Annotated in this window: 10 protein-coding genes; all 10 read left to right on the forward strand. The window is 66.5% G+C overall.

Annotation, left to right across the window (positions count from 1 at the left end):
* The first annotated feature begins 91 nt into the window (after positions 1–91).
* Positions 92–520, forward strand: a complete 429-nt coding sequence (gene mraZ, locus F7R19_RS04575; RefSeq protein ID WP_061955256.1) for a division/cell wall cluster transcriptional repressor MraZ — start codon at positions 92–94, stop codon at positions 518–520.
* A gap of 7 nt (positions 521–527) precedes the next feature.
* Positions 528–1,505 carry a 16S rRNA (cytosine(1402)-N(4))-methyltransferase RsmH gene (gene rsmH, locus F7R19_RS04580; protein WP_150979507.1) on the forward strand — a complete coding sequence of 326 codons (978 nt, stop codon included), beginning with the start codon at positions 528–530 and terminating at the stop codon, positions 1,503–1,505.
* Positions 1,502–1,819, forward strand: coding sequence for a cell division protein FtsL (ftsL, locus tag F7R19_RS04585; protein WP_061955260.1), 318 nt, complete (start codon positions 1,502–1,504; stop codon positions 1,817–1,819). Before rsmH ends, ftsL begins: the two co-directional genes overlap by 4 nt.
* Positions 1,816–3,633, forward strand: coding sequence for a peptidoglycan D,D-transpeptidase FtsI family protein (locus F7R19_RS04590; protein WP_061955262.1), 1,818 nt, complete (start codon positions 1,816–1,818; stop codon positions 3,631–3,633). Before ftsL ends, F7R19_RS04590 begins: the two co-directional genes overlap by 4 nt.
* Entirely contained in the window at positions 3,630–5,177 is a 1,548-nt protein-coding gene (locus tag F7R19_RS04595) for a UDP-N-acetylmuramoyl-L-alanyl-D-glutamate--2,6-diaminopimelate ligase (protein ID WP_150979667.1), read from the forward strand. Before F7R19_RS04590 ends, F7R19_RS04595 begins: the two co-directional genes overlap by 4 nt.
* On the forward strand, positions 5,174–6,574 hold the full coding sequence (locus tag F7R19_RS04600; RefSeq protein WP_150979508.1) for a UDP-N-acetylmuramoyl-tripeptide--D-alanyl-D-alanine ligase: 1,401 nt from the start codon (positions 5,174–5,176) through the stop codon (positions 6,572–6,574). Before F7R19_RS04595 ends, F7R19_RS04600 begins: the two co-directional genes overlap by 4 nt.
* Positions 6,575–6,589: 15 nt before the next feature.
* Positions 6,590–7,759 carry a phospho-N-acetylmuramoyl-pentapeptide-transferase gene (gene mraY / locus F7R19_RS04605; protein WP_061955266.1) on the forward strand — a complete coding sequence of 390 codons (1,170 nt, stop codon included), beginning with the start codon at positions 6,590–6,592 and terminating at the stop codon, positions 7,757–7,759.
* Between the two features lie 48 nt (positions 7,760–7,807).
* Positions 7,808–9,319, forward strand: coding sequence for a UDP-N-acetylmuramoyl-L-alanine--D-glutamate ligase (gene murD, locus F7R19_RS04610; protein WP_150979509.1), 1,512 nt, complete (start codon positions 7,808–7,810; stop codon positions 9,317–9,319).
* A complete protein-coding gene (gene ftsW, locus F7R19_RS04615; protein WP_150979510.1) occupies positions 9,316–10,557 on the forward strand; it encodes a putative lipid II flippase FtsW in 1,242 nt (413 codons plus the stop codon). Before murD ends, ftsW begins: the two co-directional genes overlap by 4 nt.
* A gap of 109 nt (positions 10,558–10,666) precedes the next feature.
* Positions 10,667–11,737 (forward strand): undecaprenyldiphospho-muramoylpentapeptide beta-N-acetylglucosaminyltransferase, encoded by a 1,071-nt coding sequence (gene murG, locus F7R19_RS04620; protein WP_150979511.1) that lies wholly within the window; start codon positions 10,667–10,669, stop codon positions 11,735–11,737.
* Positions 11,738–11,746: the final 9 nt, after the last annotated feature.

Here is an 11,746-nt window from a genome sequence, read left to right on the forward strand (position 1 = left end):
TGCGATCATTTGCGCGTGACGAGACGGTTTCACACGAGACGAATCGACATGCCAACGACGCCAGACGTCGGCGGTTACCGGGGGAACGAGCTTGTTTCAGGGAGCATCGGCGCTGTCGCTGGATGCCAAGGGGCGGATGTCCATTCCGGCCCGGTATCGCGAAGCGCTGCAAACGCAGGCCGAGGGCCGGGTGACGCTGACCAAGCACCCGGACGGCTGCCTGCTGCTCTTTCCCCGGCCAGAGTGGGAAGTCTTTCGCGGTCGCATTGCCGCACTGCCGATGGACGCCCACTGGTGGAAGCGGATTTTTCTCGGTAATGCCGCCGACGTGGATATGGATGGCGCCGGCCGCGTGCTGATTGCACCGGAATTGCGCAGCGCCGCCCTGCTGGACAAGGAAGTGATGCTGCTCGGCATGGGCAGCCATTTCGAAGTCTGGGATGCCGCCACGTATGCCGCCAAGGAGCAGGCTGCGATGGCGCAAGGCATGCCGGATGCATTGAAGAATTTCTCTTTCTGAAGAGGTCATGACCCCTACCGAAACGCCGGGGACCACCGCCCTGCGCCATCGCACCGTGTTGCTGGACGAGGCCGTCGAGGCGCTCGTCTGGCGGCCCGACGGCGCCTACGTGGACGGCACCTTCGGAAGAGGCGGTCACAGCCGGGCCGTCCTGGCGCGGCTGGGGCCGGCCGGCAGCCTCGTCGCCTTCGACAAGGATCCGGCAGCAATCGCAGAAGCGGGCACCATCAAGGATGCCCGCTTCTCCATTGAGCACGCGAGCTTTGCGGAAATGGGCGACCGTCTGCGCGATCGGGCCCCGGTGGCTGGTGTGCTGCTCGACCTGGGGATTAGCTCGCCCCAGATCGACGAGGCGGCGAGGGGATTTTCCTTTCGTTTCGAAGGCCCGCTGGACATGCGCATGGACACCACGCGCGGCGTCACCGCCGCCGAGTGGCTTGCACAAGCGGACGAGCACGACATTGCCAGGGTGATACGAGACTATGGGGAAGAACGGTTTGCTGTACAGATTGCAAAGGCGATTGTTGCTCGCCGGCGCGAATCCGACGATGGCGGCCCAATCGCCACTACTTCAGACCTTGCCGCGCTCGTGGCGAAAACCGTCAAGACACGCGAGAAGGGTCAGGACCCTGCGACCCGCACCTTTCAAGCTCTACGGATTCACATCAATCAAGAGCTTGCGGACCTCGAAAACGGCCTGAAGGCGGCGTACGACCTGCTCCAGCCGGGCGGGCGCCTGGTGGTGATCAGCTTTCACTCGCTCGAGGACCGCATCGTCAAGCGTTTCATGCAGGCGTACGCGAAGCCGGACCTGGACGCCGACCCGGCGCTGCGTCGCGCACCGCTGCGCGCGGCCGATCTGCCGCAGCCGACGATGAAACTGCTGGGCCGTTTCAAGCCCGGCGCCGAAGAAGTGGCTGAAAACCCGCGCGCCCGTTCCGCGGTGATGCGCGTGGCCGAAAAGCTTGGAGCCCGGACGGCATGAACCGCCTGACCTTCTTCCTCCTTGCCGCCCTGATGCTCTGTGCACTGTCGCTGGTCAGCGCGCAGCATCAGGCGCGCACGCTGTTCGTCGCGCTGGAGCGCGCGCAGTCGGAAGAAAAGCAGCTCGATGTCGATTGGTCGCGCCTGCAATACCAGCAGAGTTCGCTCAGCAAGAGCGCGCGGATTGCCGACGCGGCGCGCGCGCAGCTCAAGATGTCGCCGGCCGTCGCGGGCCGCACCCAGTACCTCCAGGGCGTGGTATTGCCCGACACGCCTCCCGATGCACAGCAACCCGCAGGGGGCGCAAGCAAATGAGCATGGCCCGCCCCACCCTGAACCGCGCCCGCGCAGCCGGCAAGCCGCGTGGCGAAGCGGCGCGTCCGCGCACCGGCCAGTTTTCGGCCAGCCCGGTGCTGGGCCTGCGCCTGCCGATGTGGCGCTCGAAGTTCGTGGTGTTCCTGATGTTCGCCGCGTTCCTGGCGCTGGCGGCGCGCGCCATGTGGATCCAGGGCCCGGGCAACCAGTTCTACGAGATGGAGGGCAAGAAGCGGTTCCAGCGCACGCTGGAATTGCCTGCCACGCGCGGCAAGATCCTCGACCGCAACGGACTCGTGCTGGCCACGAGCCTGCCCGTCAAGGCGATCTGGGCCGTGCCCGAGGATGTGCCCAACGACATCGAGCCGCAACGCATGCGCCAACTGGCCAAGCTGCTCGATTTGTCCGAAAAAGACCTGCGCGCCAAGCTTAACGAGGACAAGAGTTTCGTTTACCTGAAGCGCCAGGTGCTGCCGGACGCAGCCGACAAGATCGCCGCGCTCAAGGTCGAAGGTATTCACCAGACGCGCGAATACAAGCGCTTCTATCCGGAAGGCGAGGCGATGGCGCACATCGTCGGCTTTACCAATGTCGAGGACAAGGGCCAGGAAGGGGTGGAACTGGCCCGGGAAGCCGGGCTGGCCGGCCGTCCCGGCGCGCGCCAGGTGATCAAGGACCGGCTGGGCCGCGTGGTTGAGGACGTTGGCGTGCTCAAGACCCCGCGCGACGGCGAGGACATGCAGTTGTCGATCGACGCCAAGATCCAGTACCTCGCCTACAACGAGGTCAAGGCCGTGGTGGAGCGCAACAAGGCCAAGGCGGCCAGCGCCGTGGTGCTCGATGCGCAGACCGGCGAGGTGCTGGCGCTGGCCAACTGGCCCACCTACAACCCGAACGACCGCACCCGCCTGTCCGGCGAGCAACTGCGCAACCGCGTGCTGACCGATACCTTCGAGCCCGGATCGATGATGAAGCCGATCTCGATCGGCCTGGCGCTGCAGTTGGGGCGCGTGACGCCGTCCACGACCGTCGTCACGACCGGCAAGTACAACTTCGAGGGCGCGACGATTTCCGATACCCATAACTACGGCACGCTCACGGTGGGCGGCGTGATCCAGAAGTCGAGCAACATCGGCACGACAAAGATCGCGATGATGATGAAGCCGCAGGAAATGTGGGACATGTTCACCAGCGTCGGGCTTGGCCAGGCGCCGAAGATCGGCTTCCCGGGCGCCGTGGCCGGTCGCGTGCGGCCGTGGAAGAGCTGGCGTCCGATCGAGCAGGCCACGATGTCCTATGGCTACGGCTTGTCCGTGTCGCTGTTCCAGATCGCCCATGCCTATACGATCTTCGCGCACGATGGCGAACTGATCCCGGTGTCGATCTACAAGACCAACGGTCCGGTCACGGGCGAGCGCATCCTGTCGCCGACGGTGGCGCGCGAGGTGCGCGGCATGCTGGAAACCGTGACGGCGCCCGGCGGCACCGCGCCGGAAGCGCAGGTGATGGGATATCGCGTGGGCGGCAAGACCGGGACGGCGTACAAGCACGTCGGCCGCGGCTACGACCGCAGCAAGTATCGCGCATCGTTCATTGGCCTGGCGCCGATGTCGAATCCGCGCGTGATCGTCGCGGTCAGCGTCGACGAACCGACGGCCGGCAGCCACTACGGCGGCGCGGTGGCCGGACCGGTGTTTTCGGCGATCACCGGCGGCGCGCTGCGATCGCTGAACGTCCAGCCCGATTCGCCGATCCGCCAATTGATGGTGACCGACAAGGTGCCCGAGAGCGAGCCATGGAGCGCGACGCCATGACGGCCCAGCCGCTTCTGCCTCTCGAAGTCTCCGTCCAGGCCAGCAACGCGCTGGCCTGGCTGCATGCGCATGCGCCGGCCGGCGCAAAGTTGACCGGCGACACGCGCCGGCTGCAGCCGGGCGACGTCTTCTTCGCGTATGTGCTGGGCAACGAACGCCTGGCGACCGACGGCCGTCCGCACATCGACAAGGCGATCGCGGTCGGCGCCAGCGCGGTGATCTACGAAGCCGAGGGCTTCACGTGGACGCACGGTGACGGCGTACCCCATCTCGGCATCCCGCGCCTGCATGAGCTGGCCGGGCCGATCGCGGCGGGCTGGTATGGCATCGCCGCGCGCGGGCTCACGGTCACCGGCATCACCGGGACCAACGGCAAGACGTCGTGTGCCCAGTGGCTGGCGCGTCTGCTGCAGGCCACGGGCACGCCGTGCGCCACCATCGGCACGCTCGGCACCGGGTTTCCCGATGCGTTGCGGGCAACCGGCTTCACCACGCCGGACGCCGTGCAGTTGCAGGCCAGCCTTGCCGATCTGAACGACGCCGGCGCGCGCGCCATCGCCATGGAAGTTTCGTCGCACGGACTGGAGCAGGGCCGCGTGGCGGGCACCGGGTTTGCGGTCGCGGTGCTGACCAACCTGACACAGGACCACCTCGACTATCACGGCACGATGGCCGAATACGAGGCCGCCAAGGCGCGCCTCTTCAAATGGGACGGGCTGCGCGCCGCCGTGATCAATCGCGATGACGACATGGGTCGCCGTCTGCTCGATGGCAACGCGATGGCGGTCACCGCCGCGCAGGTCATCGAATATGGCATCGACGGCCGCGCCGGCGCCTCCGCCACGCGCGGACAGTGGCTGCGCGCCACGGGCGTACGCGCCACCGCTACCGGCACGGCCTTCCACGTCGACGGCAGCTTTGGCAGCGCGGACGTGACCACGCCGATGATCGGCGCTTTCAACGTGAGCAACCTGCTGGCCGTGCTCGGCGCCGCGCTGGCGCAGGGCGTGGCGTGGGACGCGGCCCTTGCTGCGCTGCGCACGCTCACGCCCGTCGATGGCCGCATGGAACTCTTCGGCGGCCACGATGCGCCGCTGGCCGTGGTCGATTACGCCCATACTCCGGATGCGCTGGCGCAGACGCTGGCCGCGCTGCGTCCCGTCACCGATGCGCGCCAGGGCAAGCTGTGGTGCGTGTTCGGCTGCGGTGGAGATCGCGATGCCACCAAGCGTCCGCTGATGGGCGGCGTGGCCGAGCGGCTGGCCGACGAAGTCGTGCTGACCAGCGACAACCCGCGCAGCGAAGACCCGCGCGACATCCTCGAACAGATCGCCGACGGCATGCAGGATCGCGGCCGGGTTCGCATGATCGAGGATCGCGCGGCCGCCATTCTCCACGCCATCAAGCACGCCGCCCCGGCCGATGTGGTGCTGGTGGCCGGCAAGGGCCACGAATCCACGCAGGAGATCCAGGGCCGCAAGCGTCCATTTTCGGACCGCGAGCACGTACGCCTGACCCTGGGCACGCGGGGGGTGTCGGCATGAACGGACACCACATGACCAATTTGCAGCAAGCCGCCGGCTGGATGGCCGGCGCGCGTATTTCCGGCGATCCGTCGTGCACGTTTTCACGCGTGCATACGGACAGCCGAACCGTCGAACCGGGCGACCTGTTCGTCGCCCTGAAGGGCGAACGTTTCGACGCCCACGATTTTCTGGCCGATGTGGTCGCGCGCGGCGCGGCCGCCGTGCTGGTGAGCCGCGATATCGACGCCGGCATTCCCGCCCTGATCGTGCCCGACACGCGGCTCGGCCTGGGCGAGCTGGCCGCGGGCTGGCGCCGCCAGTTTGCGCCGCCCACCGTGGCGGTGACTGGCAGCAACGGCAAGACCACGGTCAAGGAAATGATCGCGGCGATCTTCGCCGCCGCGGTTGGCGACGACGACCGGCTGGCCACTGGCGGCAACCTGAACAATGACATCGGCCTGCCGCTGACCGTGCTGCGCATGCGCGCGCACCATCGGCTGGCCGTGCTCGAGCTGGGCATGAACCATCCGGGCGAAACGGTTTATCTGGCCGCAATCGCCCAGCCCACCGTGGCCGTGATCACCAATGCGCAGCGCGAGCATCAGGAATTCATGGTCAGCGTGGAAGCCGTGGCGCAGGAGCACGCCAGCGCGCTGGCCGCATTGCCCGCCGACGGCGTGGCGGTGTTCCCGGTCGATGCCGAGAGCGGCGGCGCGCACGCCCGGATCTGGCGCGAGGCGGCTGGCGCGCGGCGCGTGCTGGCATTCGGCACCGATGCCTCGGCCGATGTGCGCGCCACGGTCTCGCTCGACGACGGCGTGCAGGTGCTGCACGTCACGGCGCCCGGGCAGACATTCGATTTGCGCTTGCAATTGCTGGGCATGCACAACGTGCGCAATGCGCTCGCCGCCACGGCGTGCGCGCTGGCGGCTGGCGTGGGCGTCGACGCGATCCAGCGCGGCATCGCAGGCTTCGCGGCGGTCAAGGGCCGCCTGCAGGTCAAGCACTCGCCGGCCGGCACGGTGGTGATCGACGATACGTACAACGCCAATCCCGATTCCATGCGCGCCGCCATCGACGTGCTGGCGGGGTTTGCCGCGCCGCGCGTGCTGGTGCTTGGCGACATGGGTGAGGTTGGCAACCAGGGGCCGGCGTTCCATGCCGAGATCGGCGAGTACGCGCGCCAGCACGGTATCGAGACGCTCTGGGCCACCGGTGAGCTGGCGCCGCATGCGGTGCAGGCCTTTGGCGCGGGCGCGCGTCATTTCGCTACGGCCGAAGGCCTGATGCAGGCGCTGCAGGAAGACAGGGAGAGCGTGGTGGCCGGTGCGGCCGCCGTGCTCGTGAAGGGGTCGCGCTTCATGCGCATGGAACGGATGGTCGCTGCGCTGGTCGCAACACCTTCCGCTCACTAACGAATAAGACAAACGATGTTATTGGCACTGGCCCAGTGGCTGCAAAACGATTACAGCTTCCTGCGGGTCGTCAACTATCTGACTTTCCGCGCGGTGATGGCCAACCTCACCGCGCTGGTGATCGGCCTGGGTTTCGGGCCGTGGGTGATCCGTCGCCTGACGGAGCTCAAGATCGGGCAGGCCGTGCGTACGATCGGTCCGCAGACCCATCTGGTCAAATCGGGCACGCCCACTATGGGCGGTGTGCTTGTGCTGATCTCGATCGCCATCTCCACGTTGCTGTGGTGTGACTGGGGCAACCGTTTCATCTGGGTGGTGCTGCTGGTCACCCTCGGCTATGGCGCGATCGGCTGGGTCGATGACTATCGCAAGGTCGTGTATCGCGATCCGCGCGGCATGTCGAGCCGCGAGAAATTTTTCTGGCAGACGCTGATCGGCTTGATCGCGGCGGTTTATCTGGCGTTCTCGGTGTCCGAGGCCAGCAACGTGCGGGTGTGGAGCCTGTTCCTCGGCTGGATCGAGGGCGGCATGTTTGCCGACGTGCCTTACAAGACCAACCTGATCGTTCCGTTCTTCAAGGAAATCAGCTACCCGCTGGGCGTGACCGGTTTCATCGTCCTCACGTACCTGGTCATCGTGGGATCGAGCAACGCGGTGAACCTGACCGATGGCCTCGACGGCCTGGTGATCATGCCCGTGGTGCTGGTGGGCGGCGGCCTCGGCGTATTCGCCTACGTGATGGGCAGTTCGGTCTACAGCAAGTACCTGCTGTTTCCCCATATCCCGGGGGCGGGCGAGCTGCTGATCTTCTGTTCCGCGATGGCGGGGGCCGGGCTGGCATTCCTTTGGTTCAACGCCCATCCGGCGCGCGTGTTCATGGGCGATGTCGGCGCACTGGCACTGGGCGGCGCGCTTGGCACCATCGCCGTGATCGTGCGCCAGGAAATCGTGCTGTTCGTGATGGGCGGCATTTTCGTGGTCGAAACGCTGTCGGTGATGCTGCAGGTCACGTGGTTCAAATTTACGAAGAAGCGCTATGGCGAGGGCCGGCGCTTGTTCCGCATGGCGCCGCTGCATCACCATTTTGAACTCGGCGGCTGGAAGGAAACGCAGGTCACCGTGCGCTTCTGGATCATCACCATGCTGCTCGTGTTGATCGGGCTGTCGTCGCTGAAACTGCGCTGAGCTGCGCGACATTGAATAACTGACGGACTCTGAAGGCAGGAAATCGAAGTGTTTGGCGTGTTGCAAAAACCTCATGTGCTGGTACTTGGCCTCGGCGAATCGGGGCTGGCCATGGCGCGTTGGTGCGGCCTGAACGGCTGCCGCGTGCGTGTGGCCGACACACGCGAGGCGCCCGCCAATCTTGCGCTGCTGCAGTCCGAGCTTGCCACCGCGCAGTTTGCCGGCGGCCCGTTTGCCGAAGGATTGCTCGACGACATCGGACTGGTGGCGATCAGCCCCGGCCTGTCGCCGCTCGAAGCCGGCACCAGCGCGCTGCTGGCAGCAGCGCGCGCGCGCGGCATCCCGGTCTGGGGCGAAATCGAACTGTTCGCGCAGGCGCTGGGCTATCTGGAGGCCACCTCGGGGTACGCGCCCGCCGTGCTGGCGATCACCGGCACCAACGGCAAGACCACCACCACCGCGCTGACCGGCCGGCTGATCGAGCGCGCCGGCAAGAGCGTCGGGGTGGCCGGCAATATCAGCCCGTCCGCGCTGGACAAGCTCTCGGCGTGCATCGCCAGCGCCACGCTGCCAGACGTGTGGGTGCTGGAACTGTCGAGCTTTCAGCTTGAATACACGTTTTCGCTGGCGCCGCATGCGGCGACGGTGCTCAATATCTCGCAGGATCACCTCGACTGGCACGGCAGCATGGAAGCCTATGCCGCCGCCAAGGCACGCATCTTCGGCCCGGCCGGCAAAGGTTGCGTGCAGGTACTGAATCGCCAGGACCGCCTCACGCTCGATATGGCGCGCCAGGGAGCGACGCTGGTCACGTTCGGCACCGATTTGCCTGAAACGCCGGGCAGCTACGGCGTCCTGCGCGAAGGCGGCATGCCGTGGATCGTACTGGCCGAGCCGGACACCGAATCCGACAGCGAACCGAAACCGCGCCGCCGCAAGAAGGACGAGGTCGTGGACCAGGCGGTGCCGGTACGGCACAAGCGCCTGATGCCGGCCGACGCCCTGCATATCCGCGGCATGCACAACGCCACCAACGCGATGGCCGCGCTGGCGCTGTGCCGCGCCATCGACCTGCCGATGAATGCGTTGCTGCACGGGCTGCGCGAGTACCGCGGCGAACCGCATCGCGTGGAATGGGTGGCGACGATCGACGAGGTCGAGTACTTCGACGACAGCAAGGGCACCAATGTCGGCGCGACCGTGGCCGCGCTGAACGGCCTGGACAAGCGCGTGGTGCTGATCGCCGGCGGAGAAGGCAAGGGACAGGATTTCTCGCCGCTGGCGGCACCGGTCGCGCAATATGCGCGCGCCGTGGTGCTGATCGGCAAGGACGCCGGTGCGATCCGCGCGGCGCTGGCTGGCTGCGATGCACCGATCGTCGACGCGCAGTCGCTCGATGAAGCGGTGGAGAAATCGGCCAGTCTGGCGCAAGCCGGCGATGTCGTACTGCTGTCGCCGGCTTGCGCCAGCCTCGACATGTTCCGCAACTATGTCCATCGCGCGCAGGTGTTCCGCGGCGCGGTGGAAGAACTGGCCCTGTCCCGGGGGATCATGCCATGAGCGAATCGCAGGTCAAGCGCAGCGGATTCATCGGCGCCACCATCGGCAACGCCTGGGGCGGATTGCGCGACGCCGTGTCGGGCGTCAAGCCGACCCGTTCGCGCATGATGGAATACGACCAGCCGCTGCTGTGGGTGGCGATCGTGCTGCTGACGTTTGGCCTGGTGATGGTCTACTCGGCTTCGATCGCGCTGCCCGATTCGCCGCGCTACGCCAACTACCGCGAGGCGCATTTCCTGGTGCGCCACGCCTTCGCGCTGTTCATCGGCCTGTCGATGGGCTTGGTGGCGTTCCAGATTCCGGTCAAGGTGTGGGGCAAATACGCGCCCAAGCTGTTCGTCATCTCGCTGATCCTGCTCGTCATCGTGCTGGTGCCGTTCGTCGGCAAGGGCGTGAACGGCGCCCGGCGCTGGATTCCGCTCGGCGTCATGAACTTCCAGCCGTCGGAACTGATGAAGCTGGCCGTGGTGCTCTACGCGGCCAACTACACGGTGCGCAAGCAGGAATGGATGCAGACGGTGTCCAAGGGTTTCCTGCCGATGGGCGTCGCGGTGGTGGTGGTTGGCATGCTGCTGCTGCTGGAGCCGGACATGGGCGCGTTCCTGGTGATCGCCGCCGTGGCCATGGGCATCCTGTTCCTGGGCGGCATCAACGGCAAGCTGTTTGCGGGCCTGGTGGGCGTGGCGGTGGGCGCGTTCGGCCTGCTGATCACCGCATCGCCGTGGCGTCGGGAGCGGATCTTTGCGTACCTCAATCCCTGGGAAGAGAGCAACGCCCTGGGCAAGGCCTATCAGCTTACCCACTCGCTGATCGCCTTCGGCCGCGGCGAATGGACGGGCGTCGGCCTGGGGGGCAGCATCGAAAAGCTGCACTACCTGCCCGAAGCCCACACCGACTTCATCCTCGCGGTGATCGGCGAGGAATTCGGGTTTGTCGGCGTGCTCGTGATGATCGTGCTGTTCTACTGGCTGGTGCGACGCTGCTTCAACATCGGCCGCACCGCGCTGCAGCTGGACCGCACGTTCGCCGGCCTGGTGGCCAAGGGCATGGGCGTGTGGATCGGCTGGCAGACCTTCATCAACATGGGCGTGAACCTGGGCCTGCTGCCGACCAAGGGCCTGACGCTGCCGCTGGTGAGCTACGGCGGCTCCGGCATCTTGATGAACTGCGTGGGCCTGGCCATTGTGCTGCGGATCGATTATGAAAATCGCGTGCTGATGCGCGGAGGGAAGGTATGACCGCAGCGCATCAGCACGCGATTTCGGCGAAGGCTAACTTCCTGCGCGAGCAGGAAGTTAAGCGCAGCGGCCGGAGCCAAAATCCTTTTTCGATGCGCGGAGGCAAGGTATGAGCGCGCGCACGCTGCTTGTCATGGCGGGCGGTACTGGCGGCCACGTGTTTCCGGGGCTGGCGGTGGCGCGCGCGTTGCGTGACGAAGGCTGGCGTGTGGTCTGGCTGGGAAATCGCGCGGGCATGGAAGCCACGCTGGTGCCAAAGCACGATATTCCGATGGAATACATCCAGTTTGGCGGACTGCGCGGCAAGGGCCTTGTGACCAAGCTGTTGTTGCCGCTGAACCTGTTGCGCGCGTTCTGGCAAAGCCTCGGTGCGCTGCGCCGCGTCAAACCGGACGTCGTGCTTGGCATGGGTGGATACATCACGTTCCCGGCGGGGATGATGGCGTCGCTGCTGGGCCGGCCGCTGGTGCTGCACGAACAGAACTCGATTGCCGGACTGGCCAACAAGGTGCTGGCGAAGGTCGCGGATCGCGTGCTCTGCGCGTTCCCCGATGCCCTGCCGCACAGCGAGTGGACTGGCAACCCGGTGCGCGCGGAACTGGCTGACATGCCGGCGCCCGAGTCGCGCTACGACCATCGCACCGGGCCGCTGCGGATTCTGGTGGTCGGCGGCAGTCTCGGCGCCGCAGCCTTGAACGACGTGGTGCCCAAGGCGCTGGCGAAGTTGCCCGAAGCGCAGCGGCCGTCGGTCAAACACCAGGCCGGCGCCAAGCAGATCGACCAACTGCGCGCCAACTATGCCGCCGCCGGCGTGGCCGGCGAGACGGTGCCGTTTATCGACGACATGGCGGCGGCCTATGCCGACGCCGATCTGGTGATCTGCCGCGCCGGCGCGATGACGGTGTCGGAAGTCGCCGCCGCGGGTGTGGCCGCGTTGTTCGTGCCGTTTCCTCACGCGGTGGACGATCACCAGACCACCAACGCAAAGTTCCTGTCGAAGCAGGGCGCGGCCCTGCTGGTGCCGCAAAACGAATTGAGTGCGGAAGGCCTGGCGAAAACCATCGCCGGCCTGTCGCGCGAGCAACTGAAGGACATGGCGCGCGCTGCGCGCAGCCTGGCCAAACCGGAGGCAACCCGGCGCGTCGCCGAGATTTGCCGCCAGATGGCGGGTGACAAGTGAAACGAATTC

Source organism: Cupriavidus pauculus, assembly GCF_008801835.1.
GTDB lineage: Bacteria > Pseudomonadota > Gammaproteobacteria > Burkholderiales > Burkholderiaceae > Cupriavidus > Cupriavidus pauculus.

Coding starts and splice junctions, on each gene's coding strand:
- rsmH (WP_150979507.1), top strand. CDS start 528: ATGACCCCTACCGAAACGCCGGGGACCACCGCCCTGCGCCATCGCACC.
- F7R19_RS04600 (WP_150979508.1), top strand. CDS start 5,174: ATGAACGGACACCACATGACCAATTTGCAGCAAGCCGCCGGCTGGATG.
- ftsL (WP_061955260.1), top strand. CDS start 1,502: ATGAACCGCCTGACCTTCTTCCTCCTTGCCGCCCTGATGCTCTGTGCA.
- F7R19_RS04595 (WP_150979667.1), top strand. CDS start 3,630: ATGACGGCCCAGCCGCTTCTGCCTCTCGAAGTCTCCGTCCAGGCCAGC.
- murG (WP_150979511.1), top strand. CDS start 10,667: ATGAGCGCGCGCACGCTGCTTGTCATGGCGGGCGGTACTGGCGGCCAC.
- mraY (WP_061955266.1), top strand. CDS start 6,590: ATGTTATTGGCACTGGCCCAGTGGCTGCAAAACGATTACAGCTTCCTG.
- ftsW (WP_150979510.1), top strand. CDS start 9,316: ATGAGCGAATCGCAGGTCAAGCGCAGCGGATTCATCGGCGCCACCATC.
- F7R19_RS04590 (WP_061955262.1), top strand. CDS start 1,816: ATGAGCATGGCCCGCCCCACCCTGAACCGCGCCCGCGCAGCCGGCAAG.